Annotated in this window: 20 protein-coding genes; 9 read left to right on the forward strand and 11 right to left on the reverse strand. The window is 52.6% G+C overall.

Annotated features, from left to right (window positions below):
• Positions 1 to 4: 4 nt before the first annotated feature.
• From RTX30_RS02590 to RTX30_RS02600, 3 genes are all read right to left on the reverse strand, one after another.
• A complete protein-coding gene (locus tag RTX30_RS02590; RefSeq protein ID WP_312686498.1) occupies positions 5 to 1,018 on the reverse strand; it encodes an ABC transporter ATP-binding protein in 1,014 nt (337 codons plus the stop codon).
• A 17-nt stretch (positions 1,019 to 1,035) separates the two neighbouring features.
• Entirely contained in the window at positions 1,036 to 2,178 is a 1,143-nt protein-coding gene (ydcS, locus tag RTX30_RS02595; protein ID WP_312686499.1) for a putative ABC transporter substrate-binding protein YdcS, read from the reverse strand.
• A gap of 347 nt (positions 2,179 to 2,525) precedes the next feature.
• Entirely contained in the window at positions 2,526 to 3,932 is a 1,407-nt protein-coding gene (locus RTX30_RS02600; RefSeq protein ID WP_312686500.1) for a PLP-dependent aminotransferase family protein, read from the reverse strand.
• A 160-nt stretch (positions 3,933 to 4,092) separates the two neighbouring features.
• On the opposite strand from RTX30_RS02600, the gene RTX30_RS02605 reads away from it, so the two are divergent.
• The 3 genes from RTX30_RS02605 to RTX30_RS02615 are packed head-to-tail and all read left to right on the forward strand — an operon-like array spanning position 4,093 to position 6,568.
• Positions 4,093 to 5,430, forward strand: a complete 1,338-nt coding sequence (locus RTX30_RS02605) for a cytochrome ubiquinol oxidase subunit I (protein ID WP_312686502.1) — start codon at positions 4,093 to 4,095, stop codon at positions 5,428 to 5,430.
• Entirely contained in the window at positions 5,430 to 6,440 is a 1,011-nt protein-coding gene (cydB, locus tag RTX30_RS02610; RefSeq protein WP_312686504.1) for a cytochrome d ubiquinol oxidase subunit II, read from the forward strand. Before RTX30_RS02605 ends, cydB begins: the two co-directional genes overlap by 1 nt.
• Positions 6,440 to 6,568 (forward strand): DUF2474 domain-containing protein, encoded by a 129-nt coding sequence (locus RTX30_RS02615; RefSeq protein WP_312686506.1) that lies wholly within the window; start codon positions 6,440 to 6,442, stop codon positions 6,566 to 6,568. The genes cydB and RTX30_RS02615 overlap by 1 nt, the downstream gene beginning before the upstream one ends.
• A gap of 155 nt (positions 6,569 to 6,723) precedes the next feature.
• On the opposite strand, the gene RTX30_RS02620 is transcribed toward RTX30_RS02615, so the two are convergent.
• The gene (locus tag RTX30_RS02620; protein ID WP_312686508.1) at positions 6,724 to 7,899 is read right to left on the reverse strand and encodes a CocE/NonD family hydrolase; all 1,176 of its coding nucleotides are present in this window, start codon (positions 7,897 to 7,899) and stop codon (positions 6,724 to 6,726) included.
• Between the two features lie 173 nt (positions 7,900 to 8,072).
• Positions 8,073 to 8,948 carry a LysR family transcriptional regulator gene (locus RTX30_RS02625; RefSeq protein WP_312686509.1) on the reverse strand — a complete coding sequence of 292 codons (876 nt, stop codon included), beginning with the start codon at positions 8,946 to 8,948 and terminating at the stop codon, positions 8,073 to 8,075.
• Positions 8,949 to 9,163: 215 nt separating this feature from the next.
• Between RTX30_RS02625 and RTX30_RS02630 the strand changes: the two genes are divergently transcribed.
• The 4 genes from RTX30_RS02630 (at position 9,164) to RTX30_RS02645 (ending at position 15,396) form a co-directional block, all read left to right on the forward strand.
• Positions 9,164 to 10,369 (forward strand): M20 aminoacylase family protein, encoded by a 1,206-nt coding sequence (locus RTX30_RS02630; RefSeq protein WP_312686511.1) that lies wholly within the window; start codon positions 9,164 to 9,166, stop codon positions 10,367 to 10,369.
• 100 nt (positions 10,370 to 10,469) lie between these two features.
• A complete protein-coding gene (locus tag RTX30_RS02635; RefSeq protein ID WP_312686512.1) occupies positions 10,470 to 11,777 on the forward strand; it encodes an MFS transporter in 1,308 nt (435 codons plus the stop codon).
• A 420-nt stretch (positions 11,778 to 12,197) separates the two neighbouring features.
• On the forward strand, positions 12,198 to 13,736 hold the full coding sequence (locus RTX30_RS02640; protein WP_312686514.1) for a GMC oxidoreductase: 1,539 nt from the start codon (positions 12,198 to 12,200) through the stop codon (positions 13,734 to 13,736).
• Between the two features lie 118 nt (positions 13,737 to 13,854).
• Positions 13,855 to 15,396, forward strand: coding sequence for a GMC oxidoreductase (locus tag RTX30_RS02645; RefSeq protein ID WP_312686515.1), 1,542 nt, complete (start codon positions 13,855 to 13,857; stop codon positions 15,394 to 15,396).
• Positions 15,397 to 15,436: 40 nt separating this feature from the next.
• Here RTX30_RS02645 and RTX30_RS02650 read toward each other — a convergent pair whose 3' ends face one another.
• On the reverse strand, positions 15,437 to 16,117 hold the full coding sequence (locus RTX30_RS02650; protein ID WP_312686517.1) for a nitroreductase: 681 nt from the start codon (positions 16,115 to 16,117) through the stop codon (positions 15,437 to 15,439).
• A gap of 95 nt (positions 16,118 to 16,212) precedes the next feature.
• Here RTX30_RS02650 and RTX30_RS02655 point away from each other — a divergent pair, with 95 nt between their 5' ends.
• Positions 16,213 to 17,172 carry a LysR family transcriptional regulator gene (locus tag RTX30_RS02655; protein WP_312686519.1) on the forward strand — a complete coding sequence of 320 codons (960 nt, stop codon included), beginning with the start codon at positions 16,213 to 16,215 and terminating at the stop codon, positions 17,170 to 17,172.
• An 83-nt stretch (positions 17,173 to 17,255) separates the two neighbouring features.
• Positions 17,256 to 17,453 carry a hypothetical protein gene (locus RTX30_RS02660; protein ID WP_312686521.1) on the forward strand — a complete coding sequence of 66 codons (198 nt, stop codon included), beginning with the start codon at positions 17,256 to 17,258 and terminating at the stop codon, positions 17,451 to 17,453.
• Positions 17,454 to 17,643: 190 nt separating this feature from the next.
• Here RTX30_RS02660 and arsC read toward each other — a convergent pair whose 3' ends face one another.
• The 5 genes from arsC to RTX30_RS02685 all read right to left on the reverse strand — a co-directional run bounded on the left by arsC (position 17,644) and on the right by RTX30_RS02685 (position 22,733).
• Positions 17,644 to 18,069, reverse strand: coding sequence for a glutaredoxin-dependent arsenate reductase (gene arsC, locus RTX30_RS02665; RefSeq protein WP_312686522.1), 426 nt, complete (start codon positions 18,067 to 18,069; stop codon positions 17,644 to 17,646).
• A 12-nt stretch (positions 18,070 to 18,081) separates the two neighbouring features.
• Positions 18,082 to 19,371 carry an arsenic transporter gene (locus RTX30_RS02670; RefSeq protein WP_312686525.1) on the reverse strand — a complete coding sequence of 430 codons (1,290 nt, stop codon included), beginning with the start codon at positions 19,369 to 19,371 and terminating at the stop codon, positions 18,082 to 18,084.
• 44 nt (positions 19,372 to 19,415) lie between these two features.
• Positions 19,416 to 19,736, reverse strand: coding sequence for a metalloregulator ArsR/SmtB family transcription factor (locus RTX30_RS02675; protein WP_312686527.1), 321 nt, complete (start codon positions 19,734 to 19,736; stop codon positions 19,416 to 19,418).
• A 280-nt stretch (positions 19,737 to 20,016) separates the two neighbouring features.
• Positions 20,017 to 21,981 (reverse strand): U32 family peptidase, encoded by a 1,965-nt coding sequence (locus tag RTX30_RS02680; RefSeq protein ID WP_312686529.1) that lies wholly within the window; start codon positions 21,979 to 21,981, stop codon positions 20,017 to 20,019.
• Positions 21,982 to 22,157: 176 nt separating this feature from the next.
• Positions 22,158 to 22,733 carry an XRE family transcriptional regulator gene (locus RTX30_RS02685; protein WP_312686531.1) on the reverse strand — a complete coding sequence of 192 codons (576 nt, stop codon included), beginning with the start codon at positions 22,731 to 22,733 and terminating at the stop codon, positions 22,158 to 22,160.
• Positions 22,734 to 22,808: the final 75 nt, after the last annotated feature.

Below are 22,808 nucleotides of genomic sequence, written 5' to 3' on the forward strand. Positions count from 1 at the left end.
TGTTTTACCCTTCGCCCTGCAAGGGCACCATTGCATCCCGCGACCAGCACGCCCGCACGTGTTGCCCTGGTGCCAGATTATCTGGCAATACTGCATCGGACAGATTGGCCTGGGTGACCAATAATTTTGCACCGTTGGCCAGGGCCAGTTCAAAGCGAGTCGATGCCCCCTGGTATTGCACGGCTTGCACTACCGCGCTGACTTCAATTTCGCCGGGAGAATTAAGACGGATATGCTCCGGTCGCAACGAATAAAGACCGTTCATTCCGCACAGGGTCGTGCTTAATTCGCCGTCAAATACATTGGATGTGCCAACAAAACTGGCAACAAACGGCGTGCGCGGGCGCAGGTAAAGCTCACGTGGGGTATCGATTTGTTCTATTTTACCGTTGTTGAATACTGCCACACGGTCGGACATTGACAGCGCTTCGCCCTGATCGTGGGTCACAAAAATAAAGGTGATGCCCAGTTCCTGCTGCAGCTTTTTCAACTCCAGTTGCATCTGTTCCCGCAGTTTCAAATCGAGTGCGCCCAGCGGTTCATCAAGCAAAAGTACTCTCGGTTCATTAACCAGCGCGCGGGCAATCGCCACCCGCTGGCGTTGACCGCCAGAAAGCTGCGATGGCTTACGGCTGTGCACAAATCTCAGTGCGACTTTTTCCAGCGCCTCGTGGGCTCTGGCGTGGCGCTGCTTTTTGTCCATGCCTTTTACCATCAAGCCGTAAGCAACGTTGTCGAGAATAGACATATGTGGGAACAGGGCGTAATCCTGAAAGACCGTGTTGACGTCGCGCTGCCAGGGTGGGAGTTCGCTGGCCTCACGGCCAAAAATACGTAACGTGCCGCCGCTGAGTTGCTCAAAACCGGCAATCAGCCGCAGGCAGGTGGTTTTGCCGGAGCCGGATGGCCCCAGCATGGAGAAAAATTCCCCGTCATTTACAGCAATACTGACGCCATCTACCGCCCGGACATCGCCGTACAGACGGGAAACCGCGTCAAACTCGACGGCATAAGTCATGTTTCGCTCCTGGCAGATTAACGGCCGCCCATAATGGCGATGTAATCCTGCGTCCAGCGGCTATAGGGAACATATTTGCCTCCCTCAGAGACTGGCGTTTTCCAGAAAGCGATTTTGTCGAAGAAGCCATAACCATTGGTTTCACAGCCGGCCTCACCGAGTAGCGGACTGGCTTTACACCCTTGAGGCACCACCGGCAGTGAACCAAACCACGCCGATACATCGCCCTGCACTTTTGGCGTCAGCGACCAGTTCATCCACTTATAGGCGCAATTGGGGTGTTTAGCCTGCGCATGTAACATGGTGGTATCCGCCCACCCGGTCACGCCCTCTTTCGGAAACACGGTGGCGATCGGCTGATTTTCGCCTTTCAGGGCATTGGCCTGATAGGGCCAGGCGCTGGAGGCAACAACACCTTCGTTTTTGAAATCGCTCATCTGTACGGTGGTGTCATGCCAGTAACGGTGGATCAACAAATGCTGATCGCGGAGCACTTTCAGCACCGCCTGGTACTGCGGTTCTGTGAGTTGATAAGGATCATTGATGCCAAGTTGCGGTTGCGTCGCCTTCAGGAACAGGGCTGCATCCGCTATATAAATTGGCCCGTCGTAAGCCTGCACGCGGCCTTTGTTGCTTTTACCATCGGGGAGATTTTGTTGCACAAAAACCACTCCCCAGCTCTCCGGTGGCGTGGGAAAGGTTTTGGTGTTGTACATCAGTAAATTGGGCCCCCACTGCCAGGGCGTACCGTACACTTTACCATCAACGTTAAACCACTCGCCCTTGACGAGTTTCGGATCGAGGGTGCTCCAGTTAGGGATCAGGGCAGGATTAATCGGCTGGACGCGTTTACCCATAATTAAACGCAGTGACGCATCGCCGGAGGCGGTGACCAGATCGTAACCGCCTTTCGCCATCAGGCTGACCATTTCGTCGGAGGTGGCCGCGGTTTTAACATTCACAGCGCAACCGGTGTCTGCTTCAAACTGGCTGACCCAGTCGTACTGTTTATCGGTCTGGCCGCGTTCGATATACCCCGGCCAGGCAATGATATCCAGCCGTCCTTCGCCTTTTCCGACGTCAGTTGGCTCAGCGGCATGGACGGTCATCACCGTCAAACCCAGCGCGCACAGACTGCTGCGGGCAAATTTCTTGCTCATTGATTCTGCTCCTGTCGCAATGAAAAATGTGCGGCAGCCTTGCCGTAAATATATCTCCCTCACTAAAAATAGACGGCAGCCTGATGGGCAGAATGACGCCTGGCAGAAATTTCACCAGGTTGTGACTGACGCCGCATAACGTTAATTATAAAAAAGCGAGATAGCGCTAATCCACAGTATAGACAACGGGTTAGCAAATGCGCGTGCCGATGTGTTGCTATTCACATTTCCTATGAATACCCATAATGGGAATATGAAAAATAATGATCACGCGCGACAACTTTGCGTGATCACTAATTTAAAAAAAAGAAAGGCTATGGCCGGAAATAATACACCGCGGAGGTGAGCTATTTTAACATTTCACGGATCAATTCCCCTAACCGAATGACTGCCCGCTCCTCTTTGTCGCCCCACGCCCACGCGCAATTAAAGCGGAAAAAGGCGCGCCAGTTATCGCTGGTCGAAAACATTTTGCCCGGTGCAATACTGATCTGGTGTGCCAGTGCATGCTGGCTCAGGAGGCCCGCATCAAGGTGAGCGGGTAACTCCAGCCATAAAAAATACCCGCTTTCATTACGGTAAATGGTGACTTCTGGCGGCAAGTGGCGCAGTAACGCCTGCCACGCCAGGTGTTTGCGTTCGGCCAACTGGCGACGTAACCGTCGCAAGTGCGCATCGTAATGGTGGGTTGAGAGGTAATCGACAAGCGCGAGTTGTAAAGGGGAACTGGTGGATAACGTGCTCATGAGTTGCAATTGCTGAATGCGCCGGGCATGACGACCCGCCGCGACCCAGCCAACACGAAAACCGGCCACCAGGCATTTCGAAAACGATGAGCAGTGCAGCGTCATATCCTGTGTATCCCAGGCTTTGGCCGGCAAGGGCTGCTCGCGGCCGTAGTAGAGCTCGCTATACACGTCATCTTCAATCAGCGTGACGTTATGTGCTGTAAGCAGAGCAACCAGCCGCGCTTTTTTCTCTGCGCTAAGGGTAAAACCCAGCGGATTCTGGCTGTTGGTCATCAGCCAGCAGGCTTTCACGGGGTACTCCGTCAACGCCTGCGCCAGCGCCGCCAAATCGATCCCCTCTTTGACATCCGTCGGGACAGAAAGCGCTTTTAACTTTAGCCGCTCCAGCGCCTGTAACGCGCCATAAAAACAGGGGCTTTCGATAATCACCCAGTCACCCGGTTCGGTCACCGCCTGCAAACTGAGGTTCAGTGCTTCCAGCGCGCCTGCCGTGATGACGATTTCGTCCGGCGAGATATTCATACCCTGACGGGCATAGCGCCGCGCAATGGCATGGCGCAATTGGCTATTCCCCGGAGGCAGATTTTCAATCACGCTCATTGCCATGGCGCTTTTGCTGACTTTTGCCAGCGAGCGGTTAAGTTGCGGCATCGGGAACAGTTTCGGATCGGGGAACGCCGAGCCAAACGGCAGCACGGAGGCTTCGCAACTGGCCTGCAACACCGAAAAGATATAGGTATTGATGTCCACGGCTTCGTCACGGGTCACTTTTGCCACGGGCGCGGGCGATACACCCGGCGCGGGAGCCACAAAGTAACCGGATTGCGGGCGGGCAATCACACGCCCCTGGCTCTCCAGCAACTGATAAGCATGGCCGACGGTCATAAAACTCAGCCCGCTGCTGGCGACCTGCTCACGCAGCGACGGCAGTTTTTCGCCCGGCCGCCAGACCCCAAGATCAATTTGTTCGCTGATTTGCTGCGCCAGGCGCTGGTATTTTTTCATAAGTTTTCACGCAGAAAGAATCTCATCACATGCTATATCAGCATAGGTATTTTAGGCCATTAAAAACATCTGTTATGCAAAAATATCCCATATCTGTTTCTGCCCCTGCGCGCGCCTACTCATTAACATAATCGCCACAACGTTTGATGTGAGGCAGTACATGTTTGGTTTAGACGCGTTTCATTTGGCGAGGATCCAGTTCGCCTTCACCATATCGTTCCATATTATTTTTCCGGCGATCACCATCGGGCTTGCCAGCTTTCTGGCGGTGCTGGAGGGGCTATGGCTGAAAACCCGTAACCCGGACTGGCGCACGCTCTACCACTTCTGGGCGAAAATCTTCGCCGTTAACTTTGGTATGGGGGTGGTATCCGGGCTGGTGATGGCTTATCAGTTCGGCACCAACTGGAGTGGTTTTTCGCAGTTTGCGGGCAGTATTACCGGGCCGTTGTTGACATATGAAGTGCTGACCGCGTTTTTCCTCGAGGCGGGGTTTCTGGGCGTGATGCTCTTCGGCTGGAACAAAGTCGGGCCGGGTTTGCACTATTTTGCCACCTGCATGGTGGCGCTGGGCACGCTGATGTCGACGTTTTGGATCCTCGCGTCCAACAGCTGGATGCATACCCCGCAAGGGTTCGTTATTGAAAATGGCCAGGTGGTGCCCGTTGACTGGCTGGCAGTGATCTTTAACCCTTCGTTCCCGTACCGTCTGCTGCATATGACCGTTGCTGCCTTTCTCAGTAGCGCATTATTTGTCGGTGCCTCTGCCGCCTGGCATTTGTTGCGTGGCAATGATACCTCCGCAATGCGCAAAATGTTTTCAATGGCCATGTGGATGGCGCTGATTGTCGCACCGCTGCAGGCAATGATCGGTGATATGCACGGGCTGAACACGCTGGAGCATCAACCCGCCAAAATTGCCGCCATTGAAGGCCACTGGGAAAATCGCCCCGGCGAAGCCACCCCGCTGCTGTTGTTTGGTCTGCCGGATATGCAGCAGGAACGCACCCGTTACGCGGTGGCGATCCCGGCGCTGGGCAGTCTCATTCTCACCCACAGCCTGAATAAACAGGTTCCGGCATTAAAAGCGTTTGCGAAAGAAGAACGCCCCTGGTCGCCGCTGGTGTTCTGGTCTTTCCGCATTATGGTGGCGCTTGGCATATTAATGATCGGCCTGGGCATTGCCGCGTTGTGGCTGCGCCTGAAGCATCGGTTGTACCAGTCACGCCCGTTAATGCATTTTGCGCTGTGGATGGGGCCTGCCGGGCTGATCGCGATCCTTGCCGGCTGGGTGACAACCGAAGTGGGCCGCCAACCCTGGGTGGTACACGGTTTGTTGCGCACCGCTGATGCCGTCTCGGCACACGGTGATTTGCATATGAGTATCAGCCTGTTGGCGTTCTTTGTTGTCTACTGTTCGGTCTTCGGGGTGGGCTACAGCTATATGGTGCGGCTTATCACCCGCGGCCCGCAGCGGTGGAACGGAGAAACAAAATAATGGGTATCGATCTGTCATTAATCTGGTTTGTCATTATCGTTTTCGCCACCTTGATGTATATCGTGATGGACGGTTTCGATTTGGGGATTGGCATCCTTTTTCCACTGGTAAAGGATGGCGAGTCGCGGGATGTGATGATCAATAGCGTTGCACCCGTATGGGATGGCAATGAGACCTGGCTGGTGCTGGGCGGCGCAGGGTTATTCGGCGCATTTCCGCTGGCCTATGCGGTGATAGTCGATGCCCTGACGATCCCGCTGACGCTGATGTTACTTGGGCTGATTTTTCGTGGTGTGGCGTTTGAGTTCCGCTTTAAAGCCACCCCCGCGCACCGCCCGTTCTGGGATAAAGCCTTTATCGCCGGTTCTCTGCTTGCCACCTTTGCGCAGGGCGTGGTGGTGGGCGCAGTGCTTAACGGGTTTTCTGTCACCGGTCGCAGTTACAGCGGCGGCCCCCTGGACTGGCTAACGCCTTTTACCCTGTTCTGCGGCGTCGGGCTGGTCATTGCCTATGCGTTATTAGGCGCAAGCTGGCTGGTGATGAAAAGTGAAGAACCGCTGCAAGGGAACATGCGCGCAGCCGCGCAGAAATTGTTGCTGGCGCTGTTAGCGATTATAGCTGCGATCAGCCTGTGGACGCCGCTGGCGCACCCCGCGATTGCGGCGCGCTGGTTCACGCTGCCGAACCTGTTCTTTTTCTTGCCGGTCCCGCTACTGGTGCTGGGGTTAAGCCTGTGGTTATGGCGAAGTTTGCGCAATCCACTGCATCATGCGCTGCCGTTTGTGCAGACGCTCGGACTTGTCTTTTTGGGGTTTAGCGGTCTTGGCATCAGCATCTGGCCCCATATTATCCCGCCGGATATCACCTTCTGGCAGGCAGCAGCACCGCCGCAAAGCCAGGGTTTTATGCTGGTCGGCGCACTACTGATTATCCCTGTCATTCTGGTCTATACCTTCTGGAGCTATTACGTGTTTCGCGGCAAAGTGCAACATGGCGAGGGGTATCACTGATGAAGCAATCGCGATTAAACCGTTTGTTCTGGCTGTTGATCATTTGGGGCGGCAGTGTGCTGGCACTGGCAGCAGTGAGTATGGTGTTTCGCTTTTTGATGGCCGCAGCCGGGTTTAAGTCCCACTGATGGCGGCGCGGCGTTAGCCAGTCAAAAGGCAAACGTCGCGTCGTTTCATTCCTGGCTCGTTAGCCTCCCGTAAAGGAAGCGCGCCAGGCGATGAGGGCTGATTTGCTGTGGTGAACTGCCCCGCAGCAAAGCCGTTATGGCCTGCCCGTCCCGGTTTAGTCGGTCTGCGAAACGCGGTGATTGTTGACGGCATACAGTCTGCAGGCCGCAACACCCTGCGGTTGCTGCTGTGCGCACAGATTCAGCGCGGTTGAGGCGGCCTCCTGACTGGTTCGCGCCCAATACGCAGCCCCCCAGTCCCCCTGCTGATCAACAGCAAACGCTTTTTCATAGCGCTGGGTGCTTTCATAAGCCCGAAAAGCCTTTTTCCCGGCAGCGTTAAGCGCTGCAGGTACTTCAAGCTGGGGGTCGGGAAGCCCGGCGACCTCCAGGTAAGGCAGATGTTGCGCCTGTAAAAATTGGGCGACCCGGTTCCACCAGAAATTTTCCGGTGCGGAGTCCATAAACACATGCCCATCATTGCCAAATGCAGGCATGGTCACAAATTCGCCACAGCCTCCCGCCTGTTGCCAGCGGGCGTACATCGCTTTTCCCATCTCCGGCGTAAACGAATGGTCGTTGCTGGCATACAGCCATAGCGTGGGCAGTTGTGTGGTTTTGCCGAATGCGGTAAAGGTTTTTAATAATCCGGCTTTATCACAGAGTGATTTGCCGTCGATGGCGCCTCTTCCGCCATCAAAATTAATGACGGCTTTAACGCCTGGCGGATTTACCGCACCCGCTGCGATTACCGCGTACCCGCCTGAAGACATGCCCGCCAGTAGTGCGTTATCAGGCGCAGCCCAGGGCTGATGACGTACGGCGTCCAGTGCGGCAACTATGTTGCGGGTATCCTGCTCTGCGGCTTGCTGATGCCTGGGCTGAGCGCAGGATCCCCCGGTGTATTCTGCGGCACCGCTGGACTGACCATACCCCTGGCGCAGGACGACCACAGCCGCATAACCGTGGCGGGCGAATGCGATCGCGGTAGCTGCATAGCGATTGGGGTTGATTTCCCAGCGGTCAAACTCTGCCGTACCCGCCGTGCCATTCGTGATTAGCGCAACTGGCAACGGTTTAGCACTCTCCGGGCGGGTAACAAAAGCGTCCAGTAAGGCTGGCTGGCCATTGTCTAAGGTGACGGCCAGCCACAGTGGTTCTCGTATCAGCCCGGGGATTTGTTGATGCGCCGGTGGGTCAGCTACCACTCCGGCGCGGCCACCAAAAGAGATAAACAGTAAGGCCGCTGTGAACAACCGGAGTGGCAGACGAGGACGAATAACGTTGCACATGATGGATAGCCTGGGTGGTGTTAGCGTGAGTGCGCAATAGTTATTACGAGCACAGATGATTTCTGCAAGCCAATTAAAGAATATTTAGGTAAGCAAAGATTTACGGCGAAAGTGGCAAGAGCAACCTGCCGAAACTCATGCAGGATTGGCGAGTAAATGAATTTGCCCCTGTTTCAGATCATGCTGATCAGACGTTTTAATACCGCAGAACAGCGATCTTTACGCCACACTAATTCCCACTCTTGCTCAATTGTTAAATCAGACAGTGTGGTGAAAGCCACACTGGGAGGAGCAAAATGGCGGGTTCCTTCTGCAACGACGGTACACCCCATGCCGGCGGCAACTAACGTTAACATGGAAACCGCATCCACGCCGTGCATGACTGAACGTGGTGTAAACCCGGCATCAAAAAAACAATGTATTAGCCTGTCATGCCATGCGGGTGCGGCTGTTCGCGGTATCCAGATAAAGTCCAGATCTTGCAGGTCTTTCAGGCAGCGTGGTTTTTTATTATTCGGCCATGACCACTCAGCGGGATAGGCTAATAACATTTTTTCTTTAAATATGGGGATCCCTTCAAATAAAGGATCATCCTGTGGGCGGAATAACAGAAAACCGGCGTCCAGTTGCCCTTCCGCTATTTTTGCCAGTTGTATCTCCGAAATAAGATGATGCAGCGTAATGCCGACATTCGGCGCTTGCTGTCTGTATCTTTTTAACAGGGAGGTAATAGACGGCGCGGCGTTTTGTATAACGGGAAGCGCGAGCGAAATATTGCCGCATTCCCCTCTCGATGCGCGAATTGCGCATTCTCTGGCCATGGCTGCGTCATCAAGCAACCTGGCCGCATCCATCATAAACTGGTTGCCTGCATCGGTAAGTTTTACTCCCCGAGGCGTTCGCTCAAACAATAAAACCCCTAACTCCTCTTCCAGTCGTTGAATTTGGCGGGTCAACGCGGGCTGCGCAATGTGTAGTTCCTGTGCGGCATGGCTGATACTGCCAAGTTTTGCCACGGCGGTGAAATAGCGAAACTGACGCAATTCCATGGCTATACCTCATCGGTATGGGTGAGATGTTTAAAAGGTATTTTACGGCATACCACACTATTTCTATCATTACTCCCGAGAGAATTCAAGCTCTGTACATAGCCGGGAAATCTCTCTTTGTTATTGAAATACTGAAAGATTTGACAATGCATAAATGAGAAAGCATTGGCAGGACCCTAACCTCTACAACGTAATAAAATATTGAGACATACCCTATGTTCGATAAAAAAACGATAAATCTGGATGTAAAACAACTCATCGAATTTCGCCGGGATCTTCATATGCACCCGGAGTTAAAATTCGAGGAGCACCGCACAGCAGACAAAATTTCCGCCAGACTGACAGCATTAGATATTCCTCACGAGCGTGGTCTGGCAACCACCGGCATCGTGGCCACACTTTATGGGCGTCACCGTAGCGCTGAAAATCCTGGCCCGGCGTTGGGCATCCGGGCGGACATTGATGCCCTTCCCATGCAAGAAACGAATCAGCTTGCTTATGCAAGTCAACACCCCGGGCGCATGCACGCTTGCGGGCATGACGGGCATACTGCGATGCTGCTGGGCGCGGCAGAACTCCTTTCTCAGGACCGTGATTTTGACGGTACGGTGCACCTTATTTTTCAACCGGGTGAAGAAGGCGGTGCTGGCGCACGGATCATGATGGATGAGGGGCTTTTCACGCACTTCCCTTGCCAGGCTGTTTTTGCCTTACATAATTGGCCAGATCTGCCGCAAGGGAAAATGGGTGTAAGAAGCGGCCCGATTATGGCTTCCGGCGTAACCTTCGAAATCATCGTGCGCGGTAAAGGCGGGCATGCGGCCCTGCCACATTCGACGATTGATCCCGTTCCCATTGCCTGCTCTATCGTTTCGCAATTGCAGAGCTTAGTGGCGCGCAGTATTGACCCGCTGGACTCCGTGGTACTTACGATAGGCAAAATCGAAGCGGGTACGTCGCCCAATATCATTCCTGCCGAAGCGAAAATTTATGGTACTTGCCGGACCCTGACCAGCGCATCGCAAACGTTCCTCCTGGACGGGGTTAAACGCATTTCACGCCATATTGCCGAAGCCCATTTCGCCCAGGCGGAAGTGTTGATCAATAGCGGAGGTTATCCCAACACCACTAACCACCCAAAAGAAGCCCGCTTTATGGCGCGTATCATGCGTGACGTGGTGGGTGATGCAAATGCGGACAGCAACGTTCTCCCGGCGATGACGGCAGAGGATTTTGGTTTCATGTTGCAGGAAGTGCCGGGTGCCTACGGCTGGATTGGCAATGGCGAAAGCGATGCGGCAAGTTCAGGCAAAGCACTGCACAGTACTGCCTATGATTTTAATGATAACAATCTGGCGTTAGGCGCCGTTTTTTGGGACAGGCTCGCGCGTAACTGGTTTTTAACGGAAGCCCAACGTTAACGCCAGGTTTGGTAATAAATAAAAATGATGGTTGTTCTTTATATTCATTCTGACATGAAAGAAGTCTTTTTCTTCGCGTCAGAAAAATAAGGAAAATAACATGAATAATGACTATGATCTTTCCGATAACGTCTCTTTTTCCTCGTCAGTACAAAAGCCGACAAAACAGCGATTCTTTGTTTTGTCGATCCTGTTCCTAAGCCTTTCCGTGATTTATCTGGACCGCGTTAACATATCGATAATTGCAGCAAATACACATTTTCTGACCGAAATGGGACTTGCCGGCAAACCGGTCTACATCGGGTTATTAATGAGCATGTTCCTGATAACTTACGGCATCTCCAACGTTATTTTAAGCCCTATTGGTGATTTTATTGGCCCCCGCAAAGCTATGCTCATCGCGTATCTCATTATCAGTGTTTCGCTGATTCTGGGCGGTATATCAAGTTTCTTTGGCTTTTTAATCGGCACGCGCATTTTATTAGGTGTGGGCGAAGGGCTGTATTACCCGATGCAGAATACGTTCGTTAAAAACTGGTTCCCACCAAGAGAGCGAGGAAGAGCGAATACGGCCTGGATTCTGGGCCAGTCGTTGTCTCCGGCGATCGCGATGCCGATATTTACGTGGATCATTGCCGCATACTCCTGGCGTTATACCTTTTACTTCTCTTTTGCGTTAAGCCTGCTTCCCCTGTTATTGATCTATTTCTTTACCTCCAACACTCCCCGGGAAAACAAATTTATTAATGCACGCGAACTGGCAATCATTGAAGAGGATCATTCCGATGAAGGAAAAGCGCCGCAGGTAAAAGAAAAAGCATCTCTGCTGGCCCGAACAAAAATTTACCTCACCAGTGCGTATTTCTGGATGTTGGTCATTATATTTGCATCTAATTCAATGCTGTCCTGGGGGGTGGTCACCTGGTTACCTACCTATTTAAATACTGAGCGAGGGTTCTCATGGGGAAATGTCGGGTGGGTATCCTCACTGCCTTTTATTTTTGGTCTGTTATTTAAAATCATTTCGGGAATCGCCGTTGATCGCACGGGTAAGAAAGGGATGATAATGCTGATATCCGCCCTGCTATGCGCGACTGCCATTTTCTGTGGGGTGAATATTGATAATAATTACCTCGCCGCGATAATGATTTCGTTCGGCATTGGTGCATCATCCATGCAGCTCCCGTGCGTCTTTACTCTGTTACAGGGCATGGTGCCTGGTGAAGCTATTTCTTCTGCGGCAGGTGCACTAAATGGAATGGCGGTGGGCTTCGGCGCCTTATCCCCTGTCATGATAGGCTTTACATTGAGCCTGACCCATAATTTTCATGCCGTCATGTATCTGTTAGTGGCTATTGTCATGACGGGGGCAATGTTTGCGGGCATCTTCGCCATGAAGCGCCTGTAATCGTGGTGTATATTTCTCGCGTGTTCTGACGGCAGGTTTACCTTTCATTTCTCATAAGCATGGCGATATCTGATCATCGCCATGCGTCATGATTGTTTGGTTTTCAGCACCCGAGAGAATCTCTCGCAAAATATGCGATGAAGCGAATTCACTTATATTGTGAAAAATTGTCAGCATGATGTTTTTTCGTTAAAAAAACCAAATTAAATCGGTCATTTAACTTTTAAAAAGAAATTCTTTACGCTGCAGATAGATTATATAACTTGTTGCATCTGCTTTTACTCCAGACAATCGCTGCGCAACAAATAATAAGTTTCTAGTTAACACAATAATAACCTCATAACGTTTGCGCCCATTTTTTAGCGGCAGCCTCGCAGCAGAGATGTGTGAAATCTGATGCTTTATATCCAGGGTATTTTTATGAAAAAGCAGGTTGAAACAGTCGTCATAGGCAGTGGTTTTGGCGGTGCGATCGCCGCAAAACGGCTGGCTGATGCCGGTCGAGATGTTCTGATGCTTGAGCGAGGGCCCTGGCGCGACACGGTTCCCAATCGCTCTGCAGGAATGGCTAATCTGGCCCCTTTGCCACAGGGTACAAAGGCATTCACCTGTGCGCTTCGCTCGATAGGATCACATCGATTAAAAAAACCGATCCGGTTGAATAAAAAAGGCTTTATTGAAGCGTATAGCGGCAAAGGTATTCATGTTATTTGCTCATCCAGCGTTGGCGGAGGGAGCCATGTTTATGCTGCTATGCTGGCAAAACCTGCCGATCCTGATTATTGGGCACATCGACACCCTTTAATTAGTAAAGCGTCAATGGACTCCTATTACGCCGAAATCATCGATCTTCTGCAGGCCCGGCCTGTCAGGGTTGAAGATAATATTCCCAATAATATTAACCATACGAACTATGCAGGCGTGTTATCCACCCACGGACTGGCAAATCCTTTTATCGGCATATTACTTCCGCAAATCCCCGGTCACGCCGCCAACGTCGTGGATGCGTACGGCGTGGCACGCCGGGAGTGTGAATATCTCAATAACAGTATCCTTGGTTCCCCTTCCGGTGCGAAAACGACGCTTGATTTTTCCGTTATCTTGCCGGCGATGCGCAAGGGGCTGGCAGTGCGTGATATGTGCGAAGTGACAGGCATTCATAAATTATGCCCCCACCAGGCTGAAGATATGCGCTATGAAATTCGCTATCGCAATCATCATCGCAATACGGATGAAGTCGTGCAGGCCAGGCACCTTATTTTAGCGGCAGGTTGCTTAAACACGGTTCGTCTGCTGATGAACAGCCGTAACGCCATCAATGGTCTTGTAGGCATGCCGCGGCTGGGTCTGGGCTTTGGCACTAATGGTGGCTATTTTGGCTTCTGGAAAGAGAACAGCCCCCACGATCTCTCAAAAGGCTTGCCGCTTACCGGCCCCTTCAGGGTGGAAAATTCTGACAGCGGATCTGTTCAGGTTTTGCGTGCCGCGATCCAGGGGATGGATGAGATGCCGTTACCGGCGCGGCTCAAAAATTGGCTTCGCAGGAATTCGTTTATCGTTGCGCTGGGTAAAGACAACAATAACGGCGTGATAACAATGAAACGAGGAAAGCTCGATATTACCTACAACAAAGCGGATAGCGTCGTGTATCGGGAAATTGAACACGAAATCCGTGAGATACAAACCCGGACCGGGACGCGAATAGTGTCCCCTTCTTCGCCGGTTACCGTGCAGCCTTTGGGGGGAGCATGTCTGGGAACGTCCAATCTGGACGGTGTTATTGGCGCTAATGGCGAGGTTTTTGACAACCCGGGAATCTATATCGCCGATGCCGCAGCGCTGCCCTCCTCTCCAGGCAGACCACCCAGTCTGACAATCGCTGTCTGGGCAGCCCATGTTGCCGACCGATTGCTCGAAGAGCTTCACCAGCAGGCCCCGTCTGCACTATGTCGTTGTTAGCGCACACCGTGCTCGTCTGTAAGCGGAGCTGACTGCGTTAGACGCTCCGTCCTTCTCACCCTCCCATCTGGATTTCAATATATTTGTTCTTCCGTGGGATCAGTCACAAGGTAGGTCAATGGCAAAGCAAGTTGAAGTGCTGATTATTGGCAGCGGTTTTGGTGGCGCTATTGCTGCAAAACGCCTGGCTGCTGCGGGTCGCGATGTTCTGATGTTGGAGCGCGGTCCCTGGCGCGATACGGTGCCAAACCGTTCTCTCGGCCTGAAAAATCTCGTTCCGCTCCCTCAGGGCGCGAAGATTTTTACCCACGGTCTTCGTACGGTGGGCTCACACCTGTTCAAAAAAACCTTCACCGTGAATAAAAAGGGCTTCATTGAGGCTTATGCGGGAAAAGGCATTAACATTCTCTGCTCTTCGAGTGTGGGCGGCGGTAGCCATGTTTACGCCGGTTTTCTCGACCGGCCGCTCGCCGCTGACTACTGGGATAATCACCACCCGGAGATAAGCCAGCAATCGATGGCCCCCTACTACGACGAGATCATTCGCGCTTTTAATGCCCGCCCGTTGACCGCAGCAGATCGCGCACCTAACCGCATTGAAGAAGCGAATTACGATGGCTTACTCACGCCTCTCGGTGACCCGGCGATTGGCATGCTGGTACCTGAACAACCCGGCAAACCGACAAAAATAACCGACCATAACGGGGTTGAGCGTTGGGAGTGCGACATGAAAAATAACAGCTTCCTGGGGTCACCTTCCGGTGCAAAAACAACGCTTGATTTTCTCTTCTTATGGCCAGCGATAAAACAAGGCCTCGTCGTGGAGGATCTGTGTGAAGCACTGTCTATCCATCAGACTGAGCCGCAACAGAACAGCGCGATGCGCTATGAAGTACGTTACCGGGATCATCGCAGTGGCCGTGTGGAGTCGGTACACGCGGAGCATGTGATCCTGGCGGCGGGTGCGTTAAATACCCTGCGATTACTGCTGCGCAGCCGCGACACGGAACAGGGGCTGGCGGGCATGCCACGCCTTGGGCATAAATTTAGCGGTAATGGCGATTTCTTCGGTGTCTGGAAAGAAAACAGCAGCACCGATCTTTCACAAGGGATGCCTATCGCCTCACCTTTTCGCCTGAAGGATTCGACGAACGATCGCGTCATTGTTCTCCGCGCCAGTATCCAGGGCATAGACGCAGTGCCAATGCCGTCCTTCTTAAAGCGCTGGTTACGCAAACAGTCGGTCATTATTGCCTTTGGCGGTGATGACAGTAACGGCAGGGTTACCACCAAAGACGGAAAATTTACCATCAGCTACAACCAGCATGACAACAGCATTTATGCAGATATTCATGATGAGCTCGCCAACATTAAAAGCCGCACCAACACGAAAATTTATGCACCGCGGGATCCGGTCACCGTCCATCCGATGGGAGGAGCCTGTCTCGGTACGTCAAACCGGGATGGTGTGGTAGGTGCCGATGGCGAAGTGTTTGATCATCCGGGCTTATACGTTGCCGATTCTGCGGCACTGCCCGCCTCTCCTGGCGGTGCGCCGAGTCTGACAATTGCCGCGTGGTCTGCCAATGTGGCTGACCGGCTGATTGCAAAGCTCGAACAGCGCGACAACCCGGATGCGAAACAACAAGCAGTCGCATAATTAAAACGATGCCGGGGTTTTTATCCGGCATCAGATTCACTCAATTGTGCATTACCACGCTTTCACTGACCGGAATACGCGGCATACGCGTGGCCGCTGACGGTGCGCGGGTATCGGCATAGCCAAACGAAATACCAAACAGCAGACGGTAATCATCGGCAACCCCCAGTTCGGCGCGGATCATATCGGCGTGGAACCCCAGCAGGGTTTGCGGAATGCCGGCAAAACCGCGAGCCGTCAGCGACAGCAAAAAACTTTGCGCATACATGCCGATATCTGACGCAACGCGAATGTTATCGCCAAATGAAGGCATAAACAGAAACGCGGCGTGTGGGGCATTAAAAAACTGGTAATTACGCAGATAAGCCTCCTGACGACGCGCTTTATCGTCCCGGGCAATGCCGATGGCGTCGTAGTACAGTCGTGCTTGTTCGTAGGCTCGCTCAAGGTAATTGCCATGAAAATCTTCATAAGCGAAGCTGAAATCCGGTGTCTGCACGCCGTTAAGATCGTTTGTGGTCATTAGCTTGCTCAGCCGGTTTTTCGTTTCACCGGAAACCACATGCACATGCCACGGCTGTGTGTTGCAGTTCGAGGGAGAATGTTGCGCATCCTGCAAAACCGCCTGGATTTGCTCATCCGTCAGGGGGGTTGGTAAAAAGGCGCGGGCGGAAAAACGCTGACGAACAGTCTCATCAAAGGCCAAAACTGAGTGATTCATAATGCTCTCCTGGGTGAAGGTTCACGTATCTTAGCGATGTGATTTACCCGGAAAAATACTACAATGCGCTATGGACTATTGCAGATTACGCAAAGATGAATAACCTGAGTCAAATTAGCGCCCGTTCAATGCATCTCTTTCTGGCAATTGTACGTGAAGGAAACCTCTCTGCAGTGGCGCGTAACGAAGGGATGGCCGTTTCTTCATTGTCTCGCGTGGTGCAGCAACTGGAACAGGCGCTGGAGACGCAACTGCTGTATCGCAATACCCGCGCGGTGATCGCCACCGATGCCGGGCAGATCTACGCCGAAACCTTCCGCGTCATGCTTGCCCAACTTGCTGATGCGCAAACACGGCTCGGTGAACGCCGTGATGAACCAGGCGGTCGGATCCGCATTAACGCCCCTATCTCCTTTGGTTTGCGCCATATCGGGCCGCGGATCAGTGAACTGAGCGAGCGTTATCCACGTCTGAATATCGAACTGAATCTGAATGATGACTATATCGATCCGTTCGCCGACGCTACCGATCTGCTGATCCGCATTGCTTCGCTAAAAGATTCGGAACTGCACGGCAGAGTGATTGCCACACAGCGCTGCCACCTGGTGGCGACGCCAGCGTATGTGCAACGCCACGGGGAACCCACCACGCCAGACGCATTGCAGCAGCATAAGTTGCTGGCGTATCGGGGTAAAACCGGGTTACAGCGCTGGCGTTTCCGCCAGGGAGAAAAACACCATCAGTTTTTACCCCAGGCGAAAATTGTCTCGGATAATGCGGAGTTGTTGTTACAGGCGGCGCAAAATGATGCGGGGATCCTGCTCTATCCTGACTGGCAGGTGGGTGAGTTACTCAATCGAGGGGAGCTGGTGGCCTTAATGCCGGACTACACCGTCAGTTATTCTGCAACTGAGCAATCCCTTTACTTGCTCTATCCTGGCGGCAAATATCCGTCGCTGAATACCCGCACGGTGATCGATTTCTTACTCGACAGTTTCGGCCAGCCGCCTTACTGGCGCTATCTGCCGCCTGCCGTCAGCGACCGCCAGGAATAATCCCGAACGGCATCAGCTCCATAATCCCTTCACTTTTTTGTCGTCAAATTCTCGCCACGCAATAGTGCGAAAAAGGACGTGATATGAAAAAGATTGCCCTGCTGTCTGCCATTGTGGCGGTGAGTTTTTCTTCAATGATCTTTGCGGCCGATCACCCGCCCGTGCCGCCGAAAGATGATCATCATCGTGTTGAGAAAAAACCGCTTCCGCCGAAACACAAACCGGCAAAACCACCTAAGCACCACGAGAAAAAACCGCCACTGCCGGATGATCATCGTTAATTGAGTTGTACGGTGTTGCGCTTAGCGGGCTTACCTGTGTGTCGGCCCGATAAGCGCAGCGCCAGCGGCGCACCGATCCCCTGATATACCCTCGAGTGTTAATTCACAAACACCTGTGCAGCCTTACACGGTGTCTGATTTGCCCCTGGCACGTATTCTTCTCTCTACCTGCTTCGACTTTCTAAAACAGTTATTTGATCCGTTTCCCTGCTTCATCTATCACTTTTTCTCCGTCCTCTTTTGTGAAAGGGCCTTTCTGCGCATCCGGCAGAATATTCAGAACCACTTCCGAAGGACGGCAAAGGCGCGTGCCAAGGGGCGTGACCACGACCGGTCGGTTAATCAGGATGGGATGCTGAAGCATAAAATCAATAAGTTGCTCGTCCGTGAATCTGTCGTCAGCAAGCCCCAGCAGCGTATAAGGTTCAACATTCTGGCGCAGCAATTCCCGCACCGTGATACCCATATCCGCGATGAGTGTAACCAGCTCGCCACGTGTCGGTGGTGTTTCAAGGTAAAGGATCACTGTCGGCTCAATGCCACTGTTGCGAATCAACGCCAGCGTGTTACGCGATGTGCCGCAAGAAGGGTTGTGGTAAATCGTAATAGTGCTCATGAAGGTATCCAGTTACTGACTTAAGGAGAGCCGCAGCGCCAGTGCAGCCAGCGTGATAAACAGCACCGGCAACGTCATGACGATCCCGGTGCGAAAATAATATCCCCAGGTGACACGCATATTCTTCTGCGACAGAACATGCAGCCAGAGCAGTGTTGCCAGGCTGCCAATAGGTGTGATTTTTGGCCCAAGATCGCAGCCAATAACATTGGCGTAAACCATCGCCGCCTTTATTACACCGGTTGCCGAACTGCCATCAATAGAGAGCGCGCCAATCAGCACCGTTGGCATATTATTCATCACGGAAGAGAGAAAAGCGGTGATAAACCCTGTTCCCATCGTTGTCGCCCATAACCCTTGACCCGCCAGCATATTCAGGATCCCTGTGAGGTAACCAGTTAACCCGGCATTTCGCAATCCATAGACGACCAGATACATTCCCAGCGAGAAAACGACTATTTGCCATGGCGCGCCACGAAGCACTTTCCCGGTATTGATGGCGTGGCCCTTTTTTGCTACCGCAAAAAGAATAACCGCACCGGTTGCAGCGATCGCACTGACCGGAATCCCCAGCGGTTCCAGAATGAAAAAGCCGGCCAGAAGCAGCAGCAGGACAATCCAGCCAGTACGGAATGTCGCGAGATCCTTAATAGCCTGCGAGGGCTCCCTCAGCTTCGCAAGGTCATACACTGGCGGAATATCCTGCCGGAAGAAAAAATGCAGCATAACCAATGTTGCGCCAATTGCTGCGACGTCCACCGGAACCATCACTGCGGCATATTCAGTGAATCCAAGCCGGAAAAAATCAGCCGAAACAATATTAACCAGATTAGAGACAATAAGCGGCAGGCTGGCGGTATCTGCAATAAATCCTGCCGCCATAACAAATGCCAGCGTGGCGCGTTTGCTGAATCCGAGAGCCAGCAACATGGCTATTACGATCGGTGTGAGAATGAGTGCAGCGCCATCATTGGCGAACAGAGCCGCCACCATTGCGCCCAGTAAAACGATCCAGGTAAAAAGAAGACGACCGCGGCCCTTACCCCAGCGCGCAACATGCAGTGCTGCCCATTCAAAAAAGCCGGATTCATCCAGCAGCAGGCTGATAATAATGACGGCAATAAAGGTCGCCGTGGCATTCCACACAATATTCCAGACCACAGGGATATCACTGATGTGGATCACACCACTGGTCATTGCCAGTGCAGCGCCGATAATGGCGCTCCAGCCGATGCTTAATCCCTTCGGCTGCCAGATAACCAGCACCAGCGTGAGCAAAAAAATAACGCCAGCCAGTAACATCTTTTACCTCATCACATATGAATTTATGAATGTGTTTTTGTTTTTTAACAGTTACCTGCCGCCGCCGCGTTTAACTTTTCGCGGACATCCTTTCGTTGGCAGTTCCAGCTGGTATCGATGATGCTGGCTGCCCAGGCCGGAATATGCGGAGACAGGCGGTAGTGGATCCATTTTCCCTCCCGGCGGTCAGTCACTAGCGCATGATCGCGCAGGATGGCCATATGTCTGGAGATTTTTGGCTGTGACTCTCCTGTTGCAGCACACAGATCGCAGACGCAAAGCTCCCCCGCTTCACGGAGGAGCATTACAATCGACAGGCGAGTTTCGTCGGAGAGTGTTTTAAAAAGCTGAACCGGATGTCGCATTTTTAGCCTCGATAGCGTTCAATTACACATATGCTAATCCATATGTGTAAAATTGCAAAGATGCACAACGTAATATCGATACGGCATCATTCCTGGGCTTTATCATCTCTGCACTGTAAGCAACCTGGTTTGAGCGTATAAAAACCGATGGGTCTTAAACGATAGTCTTCAACGCAGGCAAAATCGTGCTTCACAATGCAAGGCGCTGTTCAAAGAAGTTTTATGGTTCGGGCGCTGGACTCTCGCGTTTGAGAGCCCAGCTAAAGGGAGGCGAATATTTCTACACGCTTTTATGTTTTGGCAGGGTTTTCAGCAACTCATCGGGGCTTATCGATGCCACCACGCTGCCGGATAATGGCATTTTCAGAATGTGATGTTTAATTTTCCCTACCACATGCATTTCGCACGGACGGCAGTCAAAACGCAGTGTCAGCACTTCGTCGCCGTGGATCAACTGCATGGGCGTTGCACGCCAGCTCTTGATATTGCCTTTTGCCTGTTTCGGGCACAGGTTAAAAGCAAAACGCAGACAGTGCTTAGTGATCATCACCGGGACATCACCCTTCTCTTCATGCGCTTCGAACGCTGCGTCGATCAATTGCACACCATAGCGGTGATAAAATTCACGTGCTTTATGGTTGTACACATTGGCGAGGAATGAAAGGTGCGTTTCGGGGTAAACCGGAGCGGGTGTTGACACCGCTTTGCGGCTGCCGCGCTGGTAGTTTGCCAGTCGGGCTTCTTCCAGCAATTCAACGGCTTCACGACGCAGTTGATTCAATAAGCTGTTCGGCACAAACAGCGCGCCTGGCAAATTCACCTGCACGGTCTGCGCGTAATAACGGGTTTGCCCCAATTTGCTCAGCCCTTCTTTCAGGTTTTCCAGTGCTTTTTCGGGGTTATTCGCTTCGTCAAATTGACCTTCAAGCGTATGCGTCACGCTAACGCCATCTTCACTGGTCAGGGTCAACACCAGTTGTTCCTGCCAGCCGCCCAGTTCGATATCAATGCCGATACGGCGTTCACTGGAGGTTTTCAGCAACGCCTGCTGCCAGTTGTGGTCGAGATTGCGGTTAAGCGCATGATGCGGACGCACGGTTTTCAGCGCCTCAGGCATCTCATTAGGGAAAACGCGATAACGGTTTTCCCCGGTTTTCTCAGCAACATTAACGCGGAAACCCACTACTTCGCGCTTGATCATCACATTCAGCCCATCACCGTTAGCCAGCGGTTCGGTCACTTCAACATCAAGGTGATCTTTCGCCACCTTCAGAACTTCGCCTACTGGCAGGCCGATAAATTTCGGCGAATCAAACGCACCAATATCAATTTTACGCGCATTCACGAAGTAATCGGTGCTGCCACGGTGGAAGGTTTTGTCCGTAGACGGAATAAAGAAGTGTTCGGTGCGACCCGCAGAGGCGCGCGCCAGATCGCCGCGATCTTCAATAATGGCATCCAGCATCTGACGATAGTGCGCGGTGATGTTTTTCACGTAGCTCATATCTTTGTAACGCCCCTCAATTTTGAAGGAGCGCACACCCGCGTCGATCAGCGCCGCCAGATTGGCGGTCTGATCATTATCTTTCATCGACAGCAGATGTTTTTCATAGGCCACTACCCGCCCTTGATCGTCTTTCAGCGTGTAAGGTAAACGGCAGGCCTGCGAGCAGTCGCCACGGTTGGCGCTGCGCCCGGTCTGCGCATGTGAAATATTGCACTGTCCTGAGTAGGCTACGCATAACGCGCCGTGAATAAAGAACTCAATGGTGGCATCGGTCGCGCTGTGGATCGCGCGGATCTGCTCCAGGTTCAGTTCACGCGCCAGTACGATCTGGCTAAAGCCGACGTCAGACAGAAATTTGGCTTTCTCTACGCTGCGAATATCGCACTGGGTGCTGGCGTGCAGTTCTATCGGAGGAATATCCAGTTCAAGTACGCCCATATCCTGGACGATCAGCGCGTCTACCCCGGCCTGATATAAGTCACCAATTAACTGCTGCGCCGGTTCCAGTTCGTCATCATGGAGAATGGTATTCAGGGTGATAAAGATTTTTGCGCCATAACGATGGGCAAACGGCACCAGTTCGGCGATGTCGCGCAGGCTGTTTCCGGCGTTGTGGCGTGCGCCGAAGCCAGGGCCCCCAATATAAACAGCGTCAGCGCCGTGAAGAATGGCCTCGCGGGCGATAGCGGTATCGCGGGCCGGGCTTAAGAGTTCAAGATGATGAGGGTGCAGGCGCATACAATCGTCGTTATCCATTATGTGCAAAATGGCGGCTATTGTAGTCACAACCGGGGCGTTTCACCACCTGCTGAGCCGTGAATTTGCGCCTGCTGGAAATGCAATGTTGAAATCGCTATTTCCGCTCTGTTCGCCACCGGGGTAGAGTCATGTTACGGACATTCCTCGTCACGTTGTTAATCGTCGTTGTTATTTGCCGCAGGCGTTTTGTTTGCGGCTTTTTCTTTCGGGTAATGGATCAGCGAATGAAAATGCGCAGTCTGCGAAGTGCTGTTGCGGTAAGCGTGGGCTTCATCGCCAGCAAAACGTGCGCCGCTCCCGGCTGGCAGTGTTTTCCACTGGCCATTAATGCACATGTCCAGCGCACCGCTGATGACAACCACATGCTCAATCACCCCTTTTTCGTGCGGCGTTGATTCACTTAGCGCCCCAGGCGCGAGTGTGATCGAAAAATGGTCGAAATGGAGCTGTTCATCCCACGGGAAAATGGGCGTGATCACCATAGCCTGCTGATCGGGGTCGTAGGCCTGCGGATTTTGCCCTTCTGGCGGGGCTATAAAGCTTGAAAACGGCACATTCAGACCGGTGGCAATTTTCCATAGCGTTGCCACCGTCGGGCTGGATTCATTGCGCTCGATCTGCCCAAGCATCGCCTTTGATACGCCCGTCTCTTCTGCCAACCGGGAAAGACTCCAGCCGCGTTCCTGGCGTAAACGTTTGAGCGTTGTTGCCAGATAAAGCGTGAGATCCATGACTCCTCCTGTCTGCTTGTGCGCTATAGCGCACAATGGTAAATTATCCGGATGCTATAACGCACAAGGAATACC

Source organism: Kosakonia sp., from assembly GCF_032052965.1.
Taxonomy (GTDB): domain Bacteria; phylum Pseudomonadota; class Gammaproteobacteria; order Enterobacterales; family Enterobacteriaceae; genus Kosakonia.